The sequence below is a fragment of the Cupriavidus cauae genome, assembly GCF_026210475.1.
In the GTDB taxonomy this organism is placed as follows: Bacteria; Pseudomonadota; Gammaproteobacteria; order Burkholderiales; family Burkholderiaceae; genus Cupriavidus; species Cupriavidus cauae.
The window spans coordinates 1,726,652-1,749,537 of record NZ_CP080293.1 but is presented as its reverse complement, the minus strand read 5'-3'; the positions used below and the strand labels follow the sequence as shown (position 1 = coordinate 1,749,537).

The 22,886-nt window shown below is 67.2% G+C and carries 17 protein-coding genes and 1 other RNA gene; 8 read left to right on the top strand and 10 right to left on the bottom strand.

Annotated elements, in window-relative coordinates; translation table 11 throughout:
- Window positions 1-50: 50 nt before the first annotated feature.
- The 7 genes from aroA to gyrA form a co-directional block, all read right to left on the bottom strand.
- Window positions 51-1,355 (bottom strand): 3-phosphoshikimate 1-carboxyvinyltransferase, encoded by a 1,305-nt coding sequence (gene aroA / locus KZ686_RS07790; RefSeq protein WP_265633380.1) that lies wholly within the window; start codon window positions 1,353-1,355, stop codon window positions 51-53.
- Between the two features lie 72 nt (window positions 1,356-1,427).
- A complete protein-coding gene (locus tag KZ686_RS07785) occupies window positions 1,428-2,324 on the bottom strand; it encodes a prephenate dehydrogenase (RefSeq protein WP_226108268.1) in 897 nt (298 codons plus the stop codon).
- Between the two features lie 139 nt (window positions 2,325-2,463).
- Entirely contained in the window at window positions 2,464-3,579 is a 1,116-nt protein-coding gene (hisC, locus tag KZ686_RS07780) for a histidinol-phosphate transaminase (protein ID WP_265633379.1), read from the bottom strand.
- 94 nt (window positions 3,580-3,673) lie between these two features.
- A complete protein-coding gene (gene pheA / locus KZ686_RS07775; RefSeq protein ID WP_149317881.1) occupies window positions 3,674-4,825 on the bottom strand; it encodes a prephenate dehydratase in 1,152 nt (383 codons plus the stop codon).
- A gap of 82 nt (window positions 4,826-4,907) precedes the next feature.
- Window positions 4,908-6,062 (bottom strand): 3-phosphoserine/phosphohydroxythreonine transaminase, encoded by a 1,155-nt coding sequence (gene serC / locus KZ686_RS07770; protein ID WP_265633378.1) that lies wholly within the window; start codon window positions 6,060-6,062, stop codon window positions 4,908-4,910.
- A gap of 115 nt (window positions 6,063-6,177) precedes the next feature.
- Window positions 6,178-6,741, bottom strand: a complete 564-nt coding sequence (locus tag KZ686_RS07765) for a DUF2059 domain-containing protein (RefSeq protein WP_265633377.1) — start codon at window positions 6,739-6,741, stop codon at window positions 6,178-6,180.
- A gap of 81 nt (window positions 6,742-6,822) precedes the next feature.
- The gene (gene gyrA, locus KZ686_RS07760; RefSeq protein ID WP_265633376.1) at window positions 6,823-9,558 is read right to left on the bottom strand and encodes a DNA gyrase subunit A; all 2,736 of its coding nucleotides are present in this window, start codon (window positions 9,556-9,558) and stop codon (window positions 6,823-6,825) included.
- Between the two features lie 436 nt (window positions 9,559-9,994).
- Between gyrA and ompA the strand changes: the two genes are divergently transcribed.
- The 5 genes from ompA (at window position 9,995) to KZ686_RS07735 (ending at window position 13,497) form a co-directional block, all read left to right on the top strand.
- Window positions 9,995-10,657, top strand: coding sequence for an outer membrane protein OmpA (ompA, locus tag KZ686_RS07755; RefSeq protein ID WP_265633375.1), 663 nt, complete (start codon window positions 9,995-9,997; stop codon window positions 10,655-10,657).
- 244 nt (window positions 10,658-10,901) lie between these two features.
- A complete protein-coding gene (gene ubiG, locus KZ686_RS07750) occupies window positions 10,902-11,651 on the top strand; it encodes a bifunctional 2-polyprenyl-6-hydroxyphenol methylase/3-demethylubiquinol 3-O-methyltransferase UbiG (protein ID WP_265633374.1) in 750 nt (249 codons plus the stop codon).
- A gap of 2 nt (window positions 11,652-11,653) precedes the next feature.
- Window positions 11,654-12,328, top strand: a complete 675-nt coding sequence (gene gph / locus KZ686_RS07745; protein ID WP_150084155.1) for a phosphoglycolate phosphatase — start codon at window positions 11,654-11,656, stop codon at window positions 12,326-12,328.
- A gap of 54 nt (window positions 12,329-12,382) precedes the next feature.
- Window positions 12,383-12,741, top strand: a transfer-messenger RNA (tmRNA) gene (ssrA, locus tag KZ686_RS07740).
- 177 nt (window positions 12,742-12,918) lie between these two features.
- Window positions 12,919-13,497, top strand: coding sequence for a flavin reductase family protein (locus tag KZ686_RS07735; protein WP_265633436.1), 579 nt, complete (start codon window positions 12,919-12,921; stop codon window positions 13,495-13,497).
- Between the two features lie 150 nt (window positions 13,498-13,647).
- On the opposite strand, the gene KZ686_RS07730 is transcribed toward KZ686_RS07735, so the two are convergent.
- The gene (locus KZ686_RS07730) at window positions 13,648-14,619 is read right to left on the bottom strand and encodes a LysR family transcriptional regulator ArgP (RefSeq protein ID WP_322784920.1); all 972 of its coding nucleotides are present in this window, start codon (window positions 14,617-14,619) and stop codon (window positions 13,648-13,650) included.
- A gap of 114 nt (window positions 14,620-14,733) precedes the next feature.
- Between KZ686_RS07730 and KZ686_RS07725 the strand changes: the two genes are divergently transcribed.
- The 3 genes from KZ686_RS07725 to KZ686_RS07715 all read left to right on the top strand — a co-directional run bounded on the left by KZ686_RS07725 (window position 14,734) and on the right by KZ686_RS07715 (window position 18,030).
- Complete coding sequence (locus tag KZ686_RS07725) at window positions 14,734-15,330, top strand: LysE/ArgO family amino acid transporter (protein WP_187829160.1); 597 nt, start codon at window positions 14,734-14,736, stop codon at window positions 15,328-15,330.
- A 261-nt stretch (window positions 15,331-15,591) separates the two neighbouring features.
- Window positions 15,592-16,224 (top strand): carbonic anhydrase, encoded by a 633-nt coding sequence (locus KZ686_RS07720; protein ID WP_149317874.1) that lies wholly within the window; start codon window positions 15,592-15,594, stop codon window positions 16,222-16,224.
- Between the two features lie 207 nt (window positions 16,225-16,431).
- Window positions 16,432-18,030, top strand: coding sequence for a SulP family inorganic anion transporter (locus KZ686_RS07715; protein WP_265633373.1), 1,599 nt, complete (start codon window positions 16,432-16,434; stop codon window positions 18,028-18,030).
- Between the two features lie 121 nt (window positions 18,031-18,151).
- Here the strand turns inward: KZ686_RS07715 and parC are convergent, their stop codons facing one another.
- Window positions 18,152-20,476, bottom strand: coding sequence for a DNA topoisomerase IV subunit A (parC, locus tag KZ686_RS07710; RefSeq protein WP_265633372.1), 2,325 nt, complete (start codon window positions 20,474-20,476; stop codon window positions 18,152-18,154).
- A 29-nt stretch (window positions 20,477-20,505) separates the two neighbouring features.
- Window positions 20,506-22,509 carry a DNA topoisomerase IV subunit B gene (locus KZ686_RS07705; protein WP_149317872.1) on the bottom strand — a complete coding sequence of 668 codons (2,004 nt, stop codon included), beginning with the start codon at window positions 22,507-22,509 and terminating at the stop codon, window positions 20,506-20,508.
- Between the last annotated feature and the right edge of the window lie 377 nt (window positions 22,510-22,886).

Below are 22,886 nucleotides of genomic sequence, written 5' to 3'. Positions count from 1 at the left end.
CGCCTGGGCCGCGCCAGCCGGCCCGGCGGCCCGGCCGCCCTGACCAGGATTCAGCGGACCACCTGGCCAAACACGTCGAAATAGTCGGGAAACGTCTTCGCCACGCAGCGCGGATCGTTGATGCGGATCGGCAAGGGCCCGAGGGTCGCCAGCGAGAAGCACATCGCCATCCGGTGGTCGTCATAGGTGTCGATGCCGTCGGCGGGCGTGCGCCACTGCGCCGGCGGCGCGATGCGCAGATAGTCCTGGCCGGCCTCGATGTCGGCGCCGAGCTTGCGCAGCTCGGCCGCCATCGCGTCGATGCGATCGGTCTCCTTGACGCGCCAGCTGCCGATATTGGTCAGCGTGGTGGAACCGTCGGCGAACAGCGCCGCCACCGCCAGCGTCATCGCCGCATCGGGAATATGGTTGCAGTCCAGCGCGATGCCCGTCAGCCGGCCGTCGTCGCGGTCCACGCCGCGCACCTCGATCCAGTTGGCGCCGGCCATCACGTTGGCGCCCATCCGGTTCAGCGCATCGGCGAACTGCACGTCGCCCTGGATGCTTGCCAGCCCCACCCCTTCGACCCGCACCGGACCGCCGCCGATGGCGCCGGCGGCCAGGAAGTACGAGGCCGACGACGCGTCGCCCTCGACGAAGATTTCACCGGGAGAGCGGTAACGCGCCCGCGCCGGCAGCACGAAGCGCGACCAGCCGTCGCGCTTGACCTCGATGCCGAAGCGCGCCAGCAGATTCAGCGTGATCTCGATATAGGGCTTCGAGATCAGCTCGCCCACCACCTCGATTTCGATGCGGCCGCCCGGCGCGTCGGCCAGCGGCAACGCCATCAGCAGCGCGGTCAGGAACTGGCTGGACACATCGCCGCGCACGCGGATCGGCCCGTCGATACGGATCTGGGACGGCTGCAGGTGCAACGGCGGATAGCCCTCGTTGCCGAGGTAGTCGATGCGCGCGCCGACCTGGCGCAGGCCGTCGACCAGATCGCCGATCGGCCGCTCGTGCATGCGCGGCACGCCCGACAACCGATAGTCGCCGCCCTGCAGCGCCAGCGCCGCGGTCAGCGGACGGATCGCGGTGCCGGCATTGCCCATGAACAGCTCGGCCGCCTTGACCGGAAACTTGCCGCCGACGCCGGTGACCAGATGATCGTCGCCGTCCTTGCGCCATGCCACGCCCAGCGTCTTCAGCGCGCCGAGCATTACGCGCGTGTCGTCGGAATCGAGCAGGTCGCGCACCCGGGTCTCGCCCTCGCTGAGCGCGGCCAGCAGCAGCACGCGGTTGGAGATGCTCTTCGAGCCGGGAAGGCGAACCGTGCCGGCGGCACGGGTGAAGGGGCCAAGCGTCAGATGTTCCATGGTCGGGCTACGGTCGGGACGGCATACGAAGGGCAACAAGGCAGCGCGGGTTGGCGGCAGGATCGGCCGACATCACGGCTCGACGTCCGCCGCGGCGGCGCGCTCGGCGCCCCACTGCAGCCGGGCCTGGCTGGCGCGGGCGAACACGCGTTCGAGCGCGTCGCCATTGCCGGCCTCGATCTGCGCCTTCAGATGGGCCAGCACCGACTGATAGGTATTGAGTTCGCGCAGCAGCGCCTCGCGATTGGCCAGGCAGATGTCGCGCCACATCTCGGGCGACGACGCGGCGATCCGCGTGAAGTCGCGAAAGCCGCCGCCCGCGCAGGCCAGCTTGAGCGCCGCGTCCTCGGCATTGGCGACCTGCGCGACCAGCGCATAGGACAGCAGATGCGGCAGGTGGCTGACCGCCGCGAACACCGCGTCGTGCTGCACGGCGGACATGATCTCGCAGACACCGCCGGCGGTCTCCCACATCGCGCGCACCGCCGCGACATCGGCCCGGCTGTTCTCCTGCAGCGGGCACAGCACGACCTTCTTGCCGTCGTAGAGATCGTCGAGAGCGGCCTCGACGCCGTTGAGCTCGCGTCCCGCGATCGGATGGGCCGGCACGAACTGCGCGACCTTGTCGCCGAGCGCGGTCTTGGCCGCCATGATCACGTCGGACTTGGTGCTGCCCGCGTCGGTGACGATGGTGCCGGGCTGCAGATGGGGCTCGAGCGCATGCAGCAGCGCGAAGGTCTGCGCCACAGGCGCGCACAGCACGATCATGCTGGCGCCCTGCGCGGCATCTTCGAGCGAGGCGGCGCGGTCGATCACGCCAAGCGCCAGCGCGCGTTCCAGCGAGGCGGGAGAACGGCCGACGCCGACCACTTCGCCGACGACACCGGCACGTTTCAGGGCTCGGGCCAGGGAACCGCCGATCAGGCCGACGCCGACGATCACGACACGGGAAAAATGCAGGGCACTCACGACAGTACGCCGAGATCGGCGGCGGAAAGGAGGAAAACCGGCATTGTAGCCGGTCGCTGCGCGCAGGCGGGCGCCGGTGGTGCCGATATGGCAGACAGGGCGCCAGCGGCGCCCTGTCGGGAGTTGGACCGCGGCGCCCCTACTGCAGCGCGCGCTCCAGCGCTGCGATAAAGGCCGCGTTCTCCTGCGGCAGCCCGATCGTCACGCGCAACCACTGCGGCAGCCCATAGCTGCCGACCGGCCGCACGATCACGCCCTGCTTGAGCAGCGCCAGATTGACACGCGCGCCCGCCTCATTGTCGTCGCCGACACGGACCAGCACGAAGTTGCCGTACGAAGGCACATATTCGAGGCCGAGCCGATCGAATGCCGCCACCAGCTGCGCCTTGCCCTCGCGATTGAGCGTCGCACTCTTGCGCAGGAAGGCCTCGTCGCCGAGCGCGGCCACCGCGGCCGCCTGCGCCAGGCTGTTGACGTTGAACGGCTGGCGGATGCGGTTCAGCAGATCGGTCAGCGCAGGCTGCGCGACCGCATAGCCGACCCGCAGCCCGGCCAGGCCATAGGCCTTCGAGAACGTGCGCGAGACCATCAGGTTCGGATACCTGCGCACCCACTGCACCGACTCGTACTGGTCCTCGGGGTCCAGGTACTCGTTGTAGGCCTCGTCGAGCACCACCACCACGTCGGCCGGCACCTTCGCCAGGAAGGCTTCGATCTGCGGGGCCGGCAGGAAGGTCCCGGTCGGATTATTCGGGTTGGCGATGAAGACCAGCCGGGTATCGGGCGCGATCGCCGCCGCCATCGCGTCGAGATCGTGGCCATAGTCGCGCGCCGGCACCTCGATCGCACGGGCGCCGATTTCCTGCGTCGCCAGCGCGTAGACCGCGAACGAGTACTGCGCGTAGACGATCGATTCGCCCGGCTTGACCAGCGCATGCGCGGCCAGCTCGAGGATGTCGTTGCTGCCGTTGCCCAGGGTCAGCCAGTCGGCCGGCACGTCGTAGCGGGCCGACAGCGCGGCCTTCAGCTCGAAGCCGTTGGAATCGGGATAGCGGCCCAGCTCGGCCACCGCGGCCGCCATCGCGGCCTTGGCCGACTCCGGCATGCCGAGCGGGTTCTCGTTGGAGGCCAGCTTGACGATGGTTGCCTCGTCGAGGCCGAATTCGCGCGCGACCTCGGCGATCGGCCGGCCCGCGACGTAAGGGGAAATCGCCCGCACATATTCCGGACCGAACTGCCTGCCCTGCTCTGCCATATCGACTCCTGATTGCCTTGCCTCGGCCCGCCGCGGGCCCGGTGTTCCACCTTGGGTTGTTCTGTCCGCAGTGCGCTGCCTGCCTGCGTGCGTGCTACTTGCTGGACGGATACGAGCCCAGCACCTTGAAGTACGCCGCGTTGGCGCGCAGCTGCTGCAGCGCGCGCTCGACCGCGGCATCGCGCTGGTGGCCCTCGATATCGACGTAGAAGTAGTACTCCCAGGCCCCGCTGCGCGCCGGCCGCGATTCGAAGCGGCACATCGACACGCCGTTGTCGGCCAGCGGCGCCAGCAGCTGGTAGACCGCGCCGGCCTTGTTCGGCACCGACAGGATCAGCGAGGTCTGGTCGCTGCCCGACGGCTCGGTCTCGTAGCGGCCGATCACCGCGAAGCGCGTGCGATTGTGCGGATCGTCCTGGATATGCGAGCGGATGATGTGCAGGTGATAGCGATTGGCCGCGGTCTCGGCGGCGATCGCCGCCACCGTCGGGTCCTCGCTGGCCATGCGGGCCGCCTCGCCGTTGCTCGACACCGCCTGCCGCTCCAGGTGCGGATAGTTGGCCGTCAGCCAGTGCTGGCACTGCGCCAGCGCCTGCGGATGGGCGCGCACCACGGTCACGCCCTTCATGTCGGGCGACGACGCCATCAGGTTGTGATGGACCTTGAGCGCGATCTCGCCGCTGATCTTCAGCGAGGTCTGCAGGAACAGATCGAGCGTGCGCGACACCGCGCCCTCGGTCGAATTCTCGACCGGCACCACGCCGTACTCGACGGTGCCGGCCTCGACCGCCCGGAACACCTCGTCGATGCTCGGGCACGGCACGCCGGCGACCTCGTGGCCGAAGTGGGCGTACAGCGCCTGCTCGGAGAAGGTGCCGGCCGGGCCGAGGAACGCGACTTCCAGCGGCTTCTCCAGGCCGCGGCAGGCGGACATCACCTCGCGCCAGATCGCCGCGACGCTGTCGCCGCGCAGCGGCCCGGGGTTGTTGCCCTGGACCTTGCGAATGACCTGCAGCTCGCGCTCCGGCCGGAACACCGGCGCGCCGAATTTCTTCTTCACCTCGCCGACGTCCAGCGCCAGCTGCGCGCGGCGGTTCAGCATCGCCAGCAGCTCGCGATCGACGGCGTCGATCTGCTCGCGCAGCGGCGCCAGTTCCACGGACAGCGCGCGCTCCTGCTCCTCGGTCGGCATGGCAGGCTGCTGGCCCTGGGCAGCGGCCGCAGCGTTTTTATCTTGGTTCGTCATGATGGAAATCCCGATTCGCCATCGATCGGCAAGCCACGCCCACGCAGGACCGTCTCGCCGCCGATGGCGCAATGGCCGCCGCTCAGGCGGCGCTGCGCTCGAACTCGCGCATATAGTCGATCAGCGCGGTGACACCCTCCAGCGGCATCGCGTTATACAGGCTGGCGCGCATGCCGCCCACCGACTTGTGGCCCTTGAGCTGGACCAGCCCGTTGGCGCGCGCGCCGGCCAGGAAGGCCTCGTTGCGGGACTCGTCGGCCAGGAAGAACGGCACATTCATGCGCGAACGGCAGCTCGGATCGATCTCGTTGCGATAGAAGGCGCTCTGGTCGAGGAAGTCGTAGAGCGCGCGCGCCTTGGCGATATTGCGCTGCTCGATGCCGTCCACGCCGCCCTGCCGCTTCAGCCATTTGAACACCAGCCCGGCGATATAGATCGCGTAGGTCGGCGGCGTGTTGTACATCGAATTGTTGTCGTTGACGATGCGCCAATTGAACGCCGACGGGCACAGCGGATGCGCGTGGCCGAGCAGGTCCTCGCGCACGATCACGATGGTGACGCCGGCCGGGCCGATATTCTTCTGCGCGCCGCCATAGACCACCTGCACGCGCGACCAGTCGACCGGCCGCGACAGGATATGGCTCGACGCGTCGGCGACCACCACGCGGCCTTGGTTCTGGCCGATATCGGGCACTTCCTGGAATTCGACGCCGACGACGGTCTCGTTGGTGCACAGGTGCACGTAGGCGGCATCGTCGGACAGCTGCCAGCTCGCCGGATCGGGGATGCGCGCGAAGCGCTGGTCCACGCTGCTGGCGGCGATATGGCTGGCGCCGTAGCGGCGGGTTTCCTGCTCGGTCTTGACCGACCAGGTGCCCGTCACGACGAAATCGGCCTTGGGCCGCTCGGGGTTCAGGCGTCCGATCAGGTTCAGCGGGACGATGGCGTTCTCGCCGATGGCCCCGCCCTGCAGGAACAGGATGCGGAATTCCTTGGGAACGCGCAGCAGCTCGCGCAGATCGGCCAGCGCCTCGTTGTGGATCCCCTCGAACTCCTTGCTGCGGTGGCTCATCTCCATCACCGAGATGCCGGTGCCGTGCCAGGAGAGCATTTCTTCTGCTGCCTGCTGGAGCACCTCGGCCGGCAGCGTCGCGGGGCCCGGGGAGAAGTTGTAGACACGTTCGGCCATGGCGCGCTGCATCATGGCGGCAAGGGCGGGATTCTGGGGATCGTTCATGAACGGAAAGAAAAATGGCTGCTTGGGATAGCCCAAGCAGCCATTATTACCTAAAGACGCATTTCGTTGGCGCCCCGGCGTCGCCGAGGTGGCGCACCGGACGCCGGCGCCCGGCTTACTTCGACGCCGCGGTGACTTCCTTCTCGGCGGCGTCGCGCATCGACTTGCCAACCTGCGGGCCGTACTTCTGCATCATCGAGCCCCAGATTTCCTGGGTCGCCTTGCCCTGGTTGGCCATGAACTTCTGGCCGGTCGGCGACTTCAGGAAGGTGGTCAGGTCGCGGATTTCCTGGGCGGTGTAGTACTTGCCGAAGGCGTCATAGTGCGCCTTGATGGCGTCGTTCTTGAACGCTTCGGTGCCGAACTGCTTGCCGGCGCCATCGACCATGCGCTGCACCGCGCCGTTCTTCTTCAGCTTCTCGACGGCGGCCTGCTTCTGCGCGTCGCTCAGCGTCTTGTTCTCGACCAGCACCTGTTCGAGCACCAGCGGCGCTTCCTGCTTGGCGCCGGCCTGCCAGTTCTCGGCCTGGCCCTTGACGGCCTGGTCGGCCTGCATCACGGACAGCAGTTCCTTGATCGCCGCGGTCTTGTCCGCGTCCTGCGCGCGCGCATGCTGCGCGACCATCAAGGCCGGAACAAAAGCAGCCAGCACAGCAATACGTCGAGTGGTGTTGAGCATTATGACTCCCTGATGAATTCGTCCGGTTTAGTCCGGTAGCGACTGGCCTAGTTCCAGCGGCCGCGCCATTGTTGCATCTGATTACGATTGAGCGCCATTGTCACCATTTGCGACATCATCGGCGCCGTTGCTGGCACCATTGTCGTCGCCGTTGGTGCCGGCATTGGTTTCGGCACCGGCGCCCTCGCCTTCCGCGTCGATCTCGCCGTTGTCGCCGCCGTCGCCGTTGTCGCCATTATCGGCATCGCTTTCGACGATGCGCTGCAGGCCCGAGAGCTTGGTGCCCTCGTCGACGTTGATCAGCGTGACGCCCTGGGTGGCGCGGCCCATCTCGCGGATTTCGGCCACCCGGGTGCGGATCAGCACGCCGCCGGTGGTGATCAGCATGATCTCGTGCTCCGGCGCGACCAGCGCGGCGGCCACCACGCGGCCATTACGCTCGCTGGTCTGGATCGCGATCATGCCCTTGGTGCCGCGGCCATGCCGAGTGTATTCCGTGATCGGCGTGCGCTTGCCGTAGCCGTTCTCCGTCGCGGTCAACACGCTGCCGACCGAGCCGGCATCCTCGGCATTCTCGGCCGGCGCGACCAGCATCGCGATCACGGTCTGACCGTCGTCCAGGTTCATGCCGCGCACGCCGCGGGCCTGCCGGCCCATCGGACGCACGTCGTTCTCGTCGAAGCGCACCGCCTTGCCGGCGTCCGAGAACAACATCACGTCGTGCTGGCCGTCGGTGATCGCCGCGCCGATCAGGTAGTCGCCCTCGTCGAGGTCGACCGCGATGATGCCGGCCTTGCGCGGATTCGAGAATTCGGTCAGCGCGGTCTTCTTGACGGTGCCGCGGGCGGTCGCCATGAAGATGAAGTGCTCGGCGTCGAACTGGCGCACCGGCAGGATCACCGTGATCTTCTCGCCTTCCTGCAGCGGGAACATGTTGACGATCGGCCGGCCGCGCGAGGTGCGCGAGCCCTGCGGGACCTCATAGACCTTCAGCCAGTAGAGCCGGCCGCGGTTCGAGAAGCACAGGATGTAGTCGTGCGTGTTGGCGACGAACAGCGTATCGATCCAGTCGTCGTCCTTGGTCGCCATCGCCTGCTTGCCCCGGCCGCCACGCTTCTGCGCGCGGTATTCCGAGATCGGCTGGCTCTTCATATAGCCGCTGTGCGACAGCGTGACCACCATGTCCTGCGGGGTGATCAGGTCCTCGGTATCGAGCTCGGTCGCGTTCAGCTCGATCTGCGAACGGCGGTCGTCGCCGAATTCGGCGCGGATCGCGGTCAGTTCGTCGGTGATGATGGTGGTAATGCGCTCCGGACGGGCCAGGATGTCGAGCAGGTCGGTGATGGCGTCCATCACGTCGCGGTACTCCTGCACGATCTTGTCCTGCTCCAGGCCGGTCAGGCGCTGCAGGCGCATCTGCAGGATTTCCTGGGCCTGGGAGTCGGACAGGCGGTACAGGCCGTCGTCCTGCATGCCGAACACCGGCGGCAGGCCATCCGGACGGTAGGCCGCGCGGCCGCCCGGGGTGTCGGTCTCGGCGCGCGCCAGCATCTCGCGCACCAGCTGCGAATCCCACGATTTGGCCATCAGTTCCTGCTTGGCGATCGGCGGGGTCGGCGCGGCCTTGATGATCGCGATGAACTCGTCGATGTTGGCCAGCGCCACCGCCAGGCCCTCCAGCACATGGCCGCGCTCGCGGGCCTTGCGCAGTTCGAACACGGTGCGGCGGGTCACCACCTCGCGCCGGTGCGACAGGAAGCACTCCAGCATCTGGCGCAGGTTCAGCAGGCGCGGCTGGCCGTCCACCAGCGCCACCATGTTCATGCCGAAGGTGTCCTGCAGCTGGGTGTTCTTATATAGGTTGTTCAGAACAACCTCGGGCACCTCGTTGCGCTTGAGCTCGATCACCACGCGCATGCCGGACTTGTCCGATTCGTCGCGGATGTCCGAGATGCCTTCGATCTTCTTCTCGGTGACGAGCTCGGCGATGCGCTCCAGCAGCGTGCGCTTGTTCACCTGGTAGGGCAGCTCGTCGATGATGATTGCCTGGCGCTGGCCGCGGTCGATATCCTCGAAGTGGGTACGTGCTCGCATCACCACACGGCCGCGGCCGGTGCGGTAGCCTTCGCGCACGCCCTGGATGCCGTAGATGATGCCGGCGGTCGGGAAATCGGGCGCCGGAATCAGTTCGATCAGCTCGTCGACCGTCGCCTGCGGGTTGCGCAGCAGGTGCAGGCAGCCGTCGACCACTTCGTTCAGATTGTGCGGCGGGATATTGGTGGCCATGCCGACCGCAATACCCGACGAACCGTTGATCAGCAGATTCGGGATACGGGCCGGCAGGATTTGCGGCTCGTTTTCGGAGCCGTCGTAGTTGGGGACGAAATCGACGGTTTCCTTGTCGATGTCCAGCAGCATTTCATGCGCTATCTTGGACAACCGGATTTCCGTATAACGCATGGCCGCGGCATTGTCGCCGTCGACCGAACCGAAATTGCCCTGGCCGTCAACCAGCATATAACGCAGCGAAAAATCCTGCGCCATGCGGACGATGGTCTCGTAGACCGCGGTATCGCCGTGCGGGTGATATTTACCAATCACATCGCCGACGATACGCGCCGACTTCTTATAGGGGCGGTTCCAGTCGTTGTTCAGCTCGTGCATCGCAAACAGCACTCGCCGATGGACGGGCTTCAGGCCGTCCCGTACATCGGGAAGCGCGCGCCCGACGATCACGCTCATCGCGTAATCCAGGTACGAGCGACGCATTTCCTCTTCGAGGGAGACCGGAAGGGTTTCTTTGGCGAATTGATCCATTGCGGCGTGGCTTATGCGGTTGAAACGCCCGCAAGCGGAGGTCGGCACCGGATGATCCGGTGCTGCCGGCGCGGCGGGTAACATGGCATTCTAACATGCGCCGCACCGCCTCCCCGTGCCCCTCCCACCACCCTTCGCGCTGCCCCCGCCGATCCGCAACGATGCCTCGGAACCCAAGCGGCACAAGGGTTTGCGGGCATCGCAAGGGCCATGTTGCACAAACACCACAGGCCCCGAAGCCATGGATTGAATCGCATATATTTACTTCTTAGGAAACGAGCCTTGTGGCACAATTCCCCAGCGAAGAGCCAGACATTGTTCGAAGTGGAGCATTCGTCACCTCGAGCGAGAAGGTTATACTCCGAAGAATGTATGACTTGTTTTCGTCCATTTGCTCGCAGTAACCCTGCGGTGATCTCATCCTGAGAGGAGAAATATGAAAAAATTTGCCAAGCTCGCGCTCGTTGCAGCTACCGCAGTAATGGCCGCATCCGCTCAAGCCCAGACCGCGTCGGTCCCCTACGAAAAGAAGGCCGTCAACGACAACTGGGGTAACGGTACGAGCGAGTACGTGTGGAAGAATGGCACGAACGAGCTCTGCTGGCGCGATAGCTCCTGGACCCCGGCCACGGCCAATGCTCAGTGCGATGGCGCGCTGGCTCCGGCTGTTGCCCCGGCTCCGGCTCCGGCTCCGGTCGCTCCCCCGGTTGTCTCGAGCGAGAAGGTCACCTTCGCCGCTGACACGCTGTTCGACTTCGACAAGGCTGTCCTGAAGCCGGAAGGCCGCGCCAAGCTGGACGACCTGGTGTCGAAGCTGTCGGGCATCACTCTGGAAGTGATCATCGCCGTCGGCCACACCGACTCGTTCGGTACCGATCGCTACAACGATCGCCTGTCGATCCGCCGCGCCGAAGCCGTCAAGGCCTATCTGGTGAGCAAGGGCGTGGAAGCCAACCGCGTCTACACCGAAGGCAAGGGCGAGCGCCAGCTGAAGGTCGATCCGAAGTCGTGCAAGGGCAACCGCACCGCTCAGATCGCCTGCCAGCAGCCGAACCGCCGCGTGGAAGTCGAAGTGGTCGGTACCCGCAGCGCTCGCTGATCGGTCCCGCTCCACGGCGAAAAAGCCCAGCGCAAGCTGGGCTTTTTTTCGTCCTGCGTTTTCGTTCGGCGCCCGGTCCGTTCCTGCGGTCGCGCCGTGCTGCTCGCCCTCCTGGCTTGGCACCCTGCCTCGCCTCACTCGTTCACTGGGTCAGCAATTTCCTCCCGGCTCGCCTCAGGGGACGCATTTTGTTAGAGTTGCCCCAATTCCTAATGTCCCGCGCCGCCAGGCGCGCGCCAGATTCATGACGCCGACTTCCCCCGTGATTCACCCCACCGTCGAAACCCACCAGATTGCGCGCAATGCCGACCTGAAGGAGATCGACAAGTTCAGCGAAATGGCCCACCGCTGGTGGGATCCGAACAGCGAATTCAAGCCGCTGCACGAGATCAACCCGCTGCGGCTGGGCTGGATCGACAGCATCGCCGACCTGCGCGGCAAGCAGGTCGTGGATATCGGTTGCGGCGGGGGCATCCTGTCCGAGAGCATGGCGCGCGCCGGCGCGACCGTGCGTGGCATCGACCTGTCGACCAAGGCGCTGAAGGTCGCCGACCTGCACAGCCTGGAATCGGGCGTGGCCGTGACCTACGAGGAGATCGCGGCCGAAGCGCTCGCCGGGCGGATGCCGGCCAGCTTCGACGTGGTCACCTGCATGGAAATGCTCGAACACGTGCCGGACCCGGCCTCGATCGTCCGCGCCTGCGCCACGCTGGTCCGCCCCGGCGGCCACGTGTTCTTCTCGACCATCAACCGCAACCTGAAGGCGTACCTGCTGGCCGTGCTCGGCGCCGAATACGTGCTCAATATGCTGCCGCGCGGCACGCACGACTACGACAAGTTCATCAAACCCGCCGAACTTGCGCGCTTCGCCCGGCAGGCGGGCCTGGACCTGATCGAGCTGCGCGGCATGGTCTACCGGCCGCTGTCCCAGGTCTACGAGCTGAGCCGCGATACCGACGTCAATTACATGATGGCCCTGCGCCGCACCGCCTGAGCATGCCGACCTTCGACGCTGTTTTCTTCGACCTGGACGGCACGCTGGCCGACACCGCCCCCGACCTGGCCGCCGCCGCCAACCGGCTGGTGGTCGAGCATGGCCGCCCGCCGGTGGACTATGCGCTGCTGCGCCCGGTCGCGTCCCATGGGGCGCGCGGCCTGATCGGCGCCGCCTTCGGCAAGACGCCCGAAGACCCCGATTTCCCGGCACTGCGCGATGCCTTCCTGAACTACTACGAGGCCGATATCGCGGTGCAGACCCGGCTGTTCGACGGCATGGAAGAGGTTCTGGCCGCACTCGAAGCCGCCGGCATCCGCTGGGGCATCGTGACCAACAAGATCGCCCGCTTCACCACCCCGCTGGTCAATGCGATTGGCCTGGCGCCGCGCGCCGCCGCCGTGGTCAGCGGCGACACCACGCCCTATCCGAAGCCCCACCCCGCCCCGCTGCTGCACGCCGCGCAGGTCAGCGGCGTCGATCCGAGCCGATGCGCCTATGTCGGCGACGACCTGCGCGACATCCAGGCCGGCAAGGCGGCCGGCATGGCCACCATCACGGCGGCCTATGGCTACTGCGGCGAGGGCGAGCCACCGGAGCGCTGGGGCGGCGATCACCTGGTGCGCCATCCCAGCGAGTTGATTCCGCTGCTCACCGCGGCCGTTCCCGCCGCCTAGGGAACCGACGCGCACGCCCGGCGTCGAAAGCGGGTACAATCCGTTTTCCTTACTGGGGCCGACCTGGTTTCGACGTGGGTTGCAAAGCAGTAGAGGGCATACCGAGGACCCGTCACCTCGTAAATCAATGGGAACGCAATAACTGCTAACGACGAACGTTACGCACTGGCAGCCTAAGGGCCGCCGTCCTCGCACTGGCTCGCTGACGGGCTAGGGTCGCAAGACCACGCGAGGTCATTTACGTCAGATAAGCCCTGCGGGTGTCACGACCTCAGGGACGAAAACCAAGTGACTCGCCGTCGTAGAGCGTGTTCGTCCGCGATGCGGCGGTTAAATCAAATGACAGAACTAAGTATGTAGAACTCTCTGTGGAGGATCTGCGGACGCGGGTTCGATTCCCGCCGGCTCCACCAGTATTCCGTCCGACGACATCCGCAAATCGATGTCCTGAAACCCGCGACAGCGCAAGCTTCGCGGGTTTTTGTTTTTCGGCTTTGCGGACCCCAACCACCCCGATCGGCGGAGCGATGGCATTATCGCGGCAATCATTCTTCACATTTCATCGAAGCAGAGCGAAACCGATGACCGCGATGACCGCCTTCCAACCCGTCCCCCTCCAATACGCCAGCCGCCTGATCAACCATGGCCCGACCGTGCTGGTCACCAGCAGCGACGGCAGCCGCCGCAACGTGATGGCCGCCGCCTGGTCGATGCCGGTCGAATTCACACCGCCGCGCATTGCGATCGTGATCGACAAGCGAACCTTCACGCGCGAGCTGGTCGCGGCCAGCGGCAGCTTTGGCATCTGCATCCCCGGCGCGGCCGCCATCGATATGACCTACGCGGTGGGCAGCGCCACGGGCCGCGACGTCGACAAGTTCGCGCAGTTCGGCATCGCAAGCATCACCGGTCCCGAGCTCGGGCTGCCGCTGATCGAAGCGGGCTGCAGCGCGTGGATGGAGTGCCGGCTGATTCCGGAGGCGCATACCGAGGATGCCTACGACACCTGCTTCGGCGAGGTCGTGGCCGCGGCCGCGGATCCGCGCGTGTTCGCCAATGGCCGGTGGAAGTTCGATGCGGGCAACGAGGCCCTGCACACGATCCATCATCTCGGCGGCGGCAACTTTGTACGCTCGTCCTCGACGATCGTCGCCAATCCCATCGGCTGACCCAGACCCCTGAGCCGAACCCAAGCTCGGTCGTGATCGCCGCCAAGCCGATCGCCAGACCCAAACCCTGCGCCGAACGCCAGCTCGATCACGATCGTCGTCAAGCCGATCGCCTGACCCAACTCCTGAACCGAACGCGAGCGGGATCGTTCAGCGCTTCTTCCCCGCCCGCAACGGCCCCCGTGGCGGGTGCGCTCCCAGCGGCCGCAACGACGACGCCGCCGCCTGCCGCACCGCGCGCGTGACGGCGTCGAGCGCCGGCGAGCGCAGCCGCCATCGGTGCCAGTACAAGGGCACGTCCAGATGCCGGCGCGGCGCAAATTCGGCGAGCGTCCCGTGCGCCAGCGGCTCGCGCACGAAGGGCTCGGGCATCATGCCCCAGCCGAGCCCACGCTGGGCAAACGCGACGAAGCCGGCGGTCGAGGGCACGTAGTGAATCGGCGGCATCGGCTGCTCGGCATCGGGCCCGATCAGCAGCGCGATGAAGCGCGCCTGCAGCGCATCCTTGCGATTGAAGGCGAGCATCGGCGTGCGCGACAGGCTGGCGGCGTTGACGCCCTTGGCAAATGCCTGCGCGATCAACAGCGGCGAAGCCACGGCGAGATAACGCATGATGCCGAGCGGTTCGACCGTGCAGCCCTGCACCGGCTCGGCGCTGGCGCTGACCGCCGCCATCACCACGCCCTCGCGCAGCAGCGTTGCCGAATGGTCCTGATCTTCGACGCGTAGATCGAACACCATCGCGGGCTCGGCCGGCAAGGCGTCGAAGCTGGCGGGAAACCAGCTGTCGAGCGAATCGGCATTGACGGCAAGCGGCACGCGCAGCGGCATCCCGCTCGTGCCCCGCAAGCCATTGCCATCGGCGTCGCCCAGTTCAGCCAGCGTCTCCGCTTCGAGCAGCGCCAGTTGCTCGGTATAGCGTGCCAGCGTGCGGCCGGCCGCGGTCGGCTGGCAGGGGCTGCCTCGTTGCAGCAGCACCTGGCCGAGCCGCTCCTCGAGCTGGCGCATGCGCTGGCTGATGGCCGAGGGCGTGACATGCAGGCGCCGGGCCGCGGCCTCGAAACTCCCTTCCTGCAGCACGGCGGCGAAGGCGGCCAGCTGGCCGTTGTCGATTTTCATCATTAGTATTTCTAATCCAGGACAAGGAAGTTTAGTTTTTCTTTTGACGGTCGCAAAGCTACGCTTGGACCCTTCCAACTTCGAACTTCCGACCCCATCCCCCCGATGAAGATCGACATGCCCCTGATGGCCGGCTTCCTCTCCAGCCTGGCGCTGATCATCCCGATCGGCGCGCAGAACGCCTTCGTGCTGCGGCTCGGCATCCGGCGCCAGCATCGCCTGCCGGTGGCCCTGCTGTGCGCCACCTCCGATGCGCTGCTGATCGGCGTCGGCATCGCCGGCCTCGGCGCGCTGCTGCACGCGCATCCCGGCTGGCTGACGCTGACGCGCTATGGCGGCGCGGCCTTCCTCGCGGTCTACGGCCTGATGGCGGCACGCCGCGCCTTGGATGCCGGCAAGGTCGAGCTGCAGGCCGCGGCCCCATTGCCGCTGGCGACCGCGCTGGCCACCTGTCTTGCCTTCACCTTCCTGAATCCGCACGTCTATCTCGATACCGTGGTGCTGCTCGGCGCGCTGGCGAGCCAGCATGGCAGCGACGGCCGCTGGATCTTCGGCCTCGGCGCCGCGCTGGCGAGCCTGTCGTGGTTCCTCGCGCTGGCCTACGGCGCCGGACTGCTGGCGCCGCTGTTCCGCCGGCCGATGGCATGGCGCTGCCTCGACGGCGCCATCGCGGCGGTGATGATGGGCTTGGCGTTGACGCTGGTGCTGGGCTAGCGAGGGCGACCACAAGACCGGCAAAGGCGCTTCCCCGCTTTCAATGCGGCCGAATTCTGCGTTGCACAAATTTGTGCGATGTAACACGGAACTCACTTTCGCCGCGACTGGACGAAGAGTTGTTCCGCCGTACGGCACCGCGATCGCAATGCACTGATGCAGTGCACTACGACATCGACTCGCCCGCAGTTCACGCTGGCGCAGTGCACGAGGTCCCCGGCGGCCGTCACCATGCCAACCGTCCGCCAGCAGGGAGCCACCATGGAAGTCGCCAAACGCCTGATGCTAGAGAACCGCGCCTGGGCCACCGAAGTGTTGTCACGCGATCCCGACCGCTTCAAGCGTCTGGCGGTGCGCCAGGCGCCGGACGTGCTGTGGATCGGCTGCTCGGACAGCCGCGTGCCTGCGGAGCTGATCACCAATGCCGAGCCCGGCGATCTGTTCGTGCACCGGAACATCGCCAACCTGGTGTGCGAGGACGACCCCAATCTGATGAGCGTGCTGCAGTACGCCCTCGAGGTGCTGCGCGTGGGCAACGTCATCGTCTGCGGGCATCAGGGCTGCGGCGGCGTGCGTGCGTCGCTGGCGCGCGTGCCGGAGCTGCCCCACGTCGATGCGCGGCTGGACAAGATCCGGCAGGTCTATCGCGCGCATTGCGGCGAACTCGATCGCCTCGACAACGACGACGCGCGCACCGCGCGGCTGGTCGAACTCAATGCGATCGCGCAGGTGCGCAAGCTGGCCGGGATGCCGCTGGTGCGCAAGGTGTGGGACAGCGGCCGCGCGCTGCGCCTGCATGCGTGGATCTACTCGCTGGAAACGGGCCTGCTGGAAGAGCGGCTGTGCCTCGATGGCACCGACGCCGACGCGTCGCCGGAACCGCTGGCGGCCTGACACATTGGCGCGCTGACGCCGCCCCCAAATACAGAGCACACGGGGTCTACGAAACGCTGCAGCAACTCGCTGTTGCCGCGGCGGCATCGTCGTCCCACCGTCGTCGTCGCGAACGCCGGACCCGGCGGCTGACATCGAGCCGCTCGGCCCGCGTTCGCGGCGGCGATGAGCCACCCTTTCGTCCAACCCTCCATCGCATCGACCCCTATGAACACGGCGCCCCCTACCCCGACCGTCTCCATCCCGTCCTTGCGCGACGCCTATCTGCGCCACCTCGGCCGCGACATTCCCGCCGGCGTGGTGGTATTTCTCGTTGCCCTGCCGCTGTGCCTGGGCATCGCGCTGGCCTCCGGCGCTCCGTTGTTGTCCGGCCTGCTGGCCGGCGTGATCGGCGGCGTGGTGGTCGCCATGCTGAGCGGCTCGCAGTTGAGCGTCAGCGGCCCCGCGGCCGGCCTCGTCGTGATCGTCGTCGGCGCAATCTCGACGCTCGGCGGCTTCTCCGCCTTCCTGGTCGCGGTGATGCTGGCCGGCGCGCTGCAGATCGTCTTCGCGTGGCTGCGCGCCGGCGATATCGCGGCGCTGGTACCGTCGGCCGTGATCAAGGGCATGCTGGCCGCGATCGGCTTGCTGCTGATCATCAAGCAACTGCCGGTCGCGCTCGGCCTGCCCTCGTCGGCGCCGCTGGACAGCCGGCTGGTCGACGAGGCGGGCCTGGCGGAGGCCGCTCAGCAGGCGCTCGGCATGGTGTCGGGCAGCAACCTGACGGTGGCGGCAGTGGCGCTGGCGATCCTGGTGCTTTGGGATACCGATTTCATCCGGCAGCGTCGCACGCTGCGGGCTTTGCCGGCACCGCTGCTGGCGGTGCTGTGGGGTGTGCTGTACCAGCGCTTCGCCCTGCATGCGAGCCCCGATGCCGCGCTGGCTCCCGACCATCTGGTGCAGCTGCCGGCCATCGATGGTCCGGCGTCTCTGCTGGCCGAACTGGCGCGCCCCGACTTCTCGGCGCTGGCCAATCCCGATCTGTATGTGGTCGCGCTGACGCTGGCGATCGTCGCAAGCCTGGAGACGCTGTTGAGCCTGGAGGCGGTGGACAAGCTCGATCCGATGCGCCGCGTGGCGCCGCCCAACCGGGAGCTGTACGCGCAGGGCGTCGGCAATATGGTCGCCGGTCTGGTCGGCGCGCTGCCGCTGACCGCGGTGATCGTGCGCAGCTCGGCCAATATCAGCGCGGGCGGCCGCACCAAGGTGTCGGCGGTCGTGCATGGCGTGCTGCTGCTGGCCAGCGTGCTGTTCCTGTCCGACCTGCTGCGCTGGATTCCGCTGGCGGCGCTGTCCGCCATCCTGCTGCACGTGGGCTACAAGCTGGCCAAGCCCGCGCTGTTCGTCGAGGCCTGGCGCAAGGGCCCGGCGCAGGCGCTGCCCTTCGTCGTCACGATCGCGGCCATCCTGGCCACCGACCTGCTGTTCGGCATCGCCATCGGCATGGCGGTGGGGATCGCCTTCACGCTGCGCCATCACGCGCGGAGCGCGATCTCGCTGACGCGCTACGAGGACTGCTATCTGCTTCGCCTGCACAAGGACGTGTCGTTCTTCCACAAGGCGCAGCTGCGGCGCCATCTGGCGAAGGTGGAAGCCGGCGGGAAACTGATCATCGATGCAACCCGTTGCGAGCGCATCGACCACGATATCGAAGAGACACTGACCGACTTCCAGCGTGCGGCGCGGGTCGCCGGCATCGATGTCACGCTGCGCACGCCGGGGCCGGCGTCGCGCCTGCCGGCGGCATTGGCCGCCGCCGGCTCGTAGCGGCCGCCCGCGTCGCGACGCGGGCGGCGAGCGGGCGGGCGGCCGGTCAATCAACCACCGGCAAATCAACCGGCCATCAACCGGCGATTAACCGGCCATCAACCCGCCCGTCAAGCGGGCATCAATCGGCCTTGACCGGCTCGATCGACATCTCCTTGAGCTTTAGCTCGACCGCCTTGCCCTTGCGCGCGCGCTTGCCGACGTACGGCAGCAGGTTCGCGCCGGCCAGCTTCTGCGACGACGCCTTGCCGCCTCGGCCCTGCCCGGACACCATCAGTCCGGGGGCGCCCACCGCGGCGACCTGCTGCAGCGTTTCCTTGGGCTCCAGCTCCATCAGGATCACGCCGCGTCCGCCGCCGGACAGCACCTTGATCTCGTCCAGCGCGATCAGCAGCAGGCGGCCGTTGCCGGACAGGCAGGCCACGTGCGTCGCCTCGTCGCCGATCGGCGCGGGCGCCAGCGGCGCGTCGCCATCGTCGAGCGTCAGGAAGGACTTGCCGCCCTTCTGCCGGCTGATCATGTCGCCGATCTTGCTCTGGAAGCCGTTGCCGCCGCGCGTGGCAATCAGCATGCGCTGGTCGGCCGTGCCGGCGAACGTATGCGCGATCTGCGTGCCCGCCTGCAGCTCGACCAGCGTGGTCAGCGGCACGCCGTCGCCGCGGCCGCCGGGCAGGCCCGCGACCGGCACCGAGTAGACGCGGCCATTGGTACCGAACGCCAGCAGCACGTCGATGGTGCGGCATTCGAAGGTGCCGTACAGCGCGTCGCCCGCCTTGAAGGCGAACTGCTGCGGATCGTGGCCATGGCCCTGGCGCGTGCGCACCCAGCCCTTCTGCGAGACCACCACGGTGACCGGTTCGTCGATCACGCGCACCTCGGCGGCGGCGCGGCGCTCCTCCTGGATCAGCGTGCGGCGCGGGTCCTTGTCGGCCGGGCTGTATTGCCTGGCGTCGGCCTCGATCTCCTTGATGATGCGACGGCGCATCATCGTCTCCGACTTCAGCAGCACGTCCAGGTCGGCCTGCTCTTCGCGCAGGTCCTTCAGCTCCTGCTCGATGCGGATCGATTCGAGCCGCGCCAACTGGCGCAGCCGGATTTCGAGGATGTCCTCGGCCTGGCGCTCGGACAGGCCGAACGCCTGCATCAGCGCCGGCTTGGGCTCGTCGCCCTCGCGGATGATGCGGATCACCTCGTCGATATTGAGCAGCACCAGCATCCGGCCTTCGAGGATATGGATGCGGTCCTCGACCTTGGCGAGCCGATGCCGGCTGCGGCGGGTCACGGTCTCGAAGCGGAAGGCGATCCATTCGCGCAGGATCTCGATCAGGCCCTTCTGCCGCGGACGCCCGTCGGTACCGATCATCACCAGGTTGATCGGCGCGCCCGACTCCAGGCTGGTATGCGCGAGCAGCGTCTGCGCGAATTCCTGCTGGTCGATGTTCTTGCTCTTGGGCTCGAACACCAGCCGCACCGGTGCGTCCTTGCCGGATTCGTCGCGCACCGCGTCGAGCACGCCCAGCATGGTCTGCTTGAGCTGCAGCTGCTCCGGCGTCAGCGACTTCTTGCCGGCGCGCACCTTCGGATTGGTCAGCTCCTCGATTTCCTCGAGCACCTTCTGCGCCGAGGTGCCGGGCGGCAGCTCGTTGACCACCAGCTGCCACTGGCCGCGCGCCATGTCCTCGATGATCCAGCGCGCGCGCACCTTCAGGCTGCCGCGGCCGCTCTCGTAGATCTGCGCGATATCGGCCGGCGAAGAGATGATCTGGCCGCCGCCGGGATAGTCGGGGCCCGGCATCAGCGCCAGCAGCTCGGCCAGCGTGATGTTCGGATTGCGGATCATCGCCACCGTGGCCGCCGCGACCTCGCGCAGGTTGTGCGGCGGGATTTCGGTGGCCATGCCGACCGCGATGCCGGACGCGCCGTTGAGCAGCACGAACGGCAGCCGCGCGGGCAGCAGCCTGGGCTCTTCCATCGAGCCGTCGTAGTTCGGCGCGAAGTCGACGGTGCCCTGGTCGATCTCGTCGAGCAGCAGCCGCGCGATCGGCGTCAGCCGCGCCTCGGTGTAGCGCATCGCCGCCGCGCCGTCGCCGTCGCGCGAGCCGAAGTTGCCCTGGCCGTCGATCAGCGGATAGCGCAGAGAGAAGTCCTGCGCCAGCCGCACCAGCGCGTCGTAGGCCGACTGGTCGCCGTGCGGGTGGAATTTGCCGAGCACGTCGCCGACTACGCGCGCCGACTTGACCGGCTTGGCGTCGGCGCGCAGCCCCATCTCGTGCATCGCGAACAGGATGCGGCGCTGTACCGGCTTCTGGCCGTCGGCCACTTCAGGCAGCGCGCGGCCCTTGACCACGCTGATCGCGTAGTCGAGATAGGCCCGTTCGGCGTAATGGGCGAGCGTCAGCGAATCGGCCGGCTCGTCGGGTTGAAACGTAATGTCTTGTTGTTCCATGGATGCTCAATACCTGCCGTCGGCGGCCGTCAGATGTCGGCCACGACTTCGTTGCCGCGTTCCTCGAGCCAGTTGCGCCGCTGCGCGGCCTCGCCCTTGCCCATCAGCATGTTCATCACGCCGACCGTCTTCGGCAGGTCGTATTCGCCCAGCGCCACCGGCAGCAGCCGGCGCGTGTCGGGGTTCATCGTGGTCTCCCACAGCTGCTCGGCGCTCATCTCGCCCAGGCCCTTGAAGCGCGAGATCTGCCACGCGCCTTCCTTGACGCCGTCCTTGATCAGCTTGTCCTGGATCGCCTCGAGCTCGCCGTCGTCGAGCGCGTACAGCTTCTGCGCGGGCTTCTTGCCGCGCGCCGGCGCGTCGACGCGATACAGCGGCGGGCGCGCGACATAGACGTTGCCCTGCTCGATCAGCTTGGGGAAATGGCGGAAGAACAGCGTCAGCAGCAGCACCTGGATATGCGCGCCGTCGACGTCGGCATCGGACAGGATGCAGATCTTGCCGTAGCGCAGGTTCGACAGGTCGGGCTCGTCGTCGGGGCCGTGCGGGTCCACGCCGATCGCCACCGCGATGTCGTGCACCTCGTTGTTGGCGAACAGGCGGTCGCGCTCGGTCTCCCAGGTGTTCAGCACCTTGCCGCGCAGCGGCAGGATCGCCTGGAATTCCTTGTCGCGGCCCATCTTGGCCGAGCCGCCGGCGGAGTCGCCCTCGACCAGGAACAGCTCGTTGCGCGACACGTCGGTCGATTCGCAGTCGGTCAGCTTGCCGGGCAGCACGGCCACGCCGGAGCCCTTCTTCTTCTCGACCTTCTGCGCGGCGCGCGTACGCGCCTGGGCCTGGCGAATCACCAGCTCGGCCAGCTTCTTGCCGTAGTCGACATGGTGGTTCAGCCACAGCTCCAGCGCCGGGCGGCTGAAGGTCGAGACCAGCCGCACCGCGTCGCGGCTGTTCAGCCGTTCCTTGATCTGGCCCTGGAACTGCGGGTCCAGCACCTTGGCCGACAGCACGAACGAGGCGCGCGCGAACACGTCCTCGGACATCAGCTTGACGCCCTTGGGCAGCAGCGCGTGCATCTCGATAAAGCTCTTGACGGCCTGGAACAGGCCCTCGCGCAGGCCGGACTCGTGCGTACCGCCGGCCGGCGTGGGAATCAGGTTCACATAGGATTCGCGCACCGGCGCGCCTTCCTCGGTCCAGGCCACCACCCACGAGGCGCCCTCGCCCTCGGCGAAGCCTTCCTCGCCGGCATTGGCGTCGGGATCGGCGAAATGCTCGCCCTCGAACATCGGGATCACCAGCTCGGCGCCGCTGCCTTGCGCCAGCGCCTCGATCAGATAGCCCTTCAGGCCCTGGTCGTACTGCCAGGTCTGCACGGTCGGCTCCTGGCCGCCGCTCTTCTCGATGACCAGCGTGACCTTGACCCCGGGCAGCAGCACCGCCTTGCTGCGCAGCAGCCGCTGCAGCTCGGCCAGCGGAATCGTCGCCGAATCGAAGTACTTGGCGTCGGGCCACACCTGCACGCGCGTGCCGTTCTTCTTCTCGCCGCGCTCGATCTTGCGCGTGGTCAGCGGCGTGGTCACGTCGCCGCCGGAGAAGGTCAGCGTGGAGAAATTGCCGTCGCGCCAGACCGACACGTCCAGCCGCGTCGACAGCGCATTGGTCACCGACACGCCGACGCCGTGCAGGCCGCCCGAGAACGCGTAGGCGCCGCCCTTGCCCTTGTCGAACTTGCCGCCCGCGTGCAGCCGCGTGAAGACGATCTCGACGACCGGCACCTTTTCCTCGGGGTGGATGCCGACCGGAATGCCGCGGCCGTCGTCCTCGACGCTGACGCTGCCGTCGCGATGCAGGGTGACGACGATCTCGCTGCCGAAGCCGCCCAGCGCCTCGTCGGAGGCGTTGTCGATGACCTCCTGCACGATGTGCAGCGGGTTATCGGTGCGGGTGTACATGCCGGGTCGTTGCTTGACCGGCTCCAGTCCTTTCAGGACGCGGATGGAAGATTCGCTGTACTGACTGGGTTTGCTCGCCATGGAGTCGTTACGAAAGTGGGAATCGCGGCCGTCGGACATCCGCATCGGGAGGGCCGGCCAGGCCGGGCAGCCTGCATTGTAATGGAACGCCGGGGCCGCCAATCCCGTATCAAGCGGGGAATTCTGCCCGTTCCAGCGCGGCCGGCGTGCCTGCTTGCGGCCGCGGCGGACCCTCGCCCGCGCGTCCACCGCGTCACCCCGCCGGCATAAAACCCTGGCCGGCCGGGTGAATTTCGCGACGGCCGACGCGCGTTTTCGATGCGGAGTACACTCGCCAGCACGATTGCCCGGCAGGGCAAGTCGACGGCGACGACCAAGACAACAAGCACAACAAGCACAACAACGACAACAGCAATACCCTCCGAACCGAGCCCGAC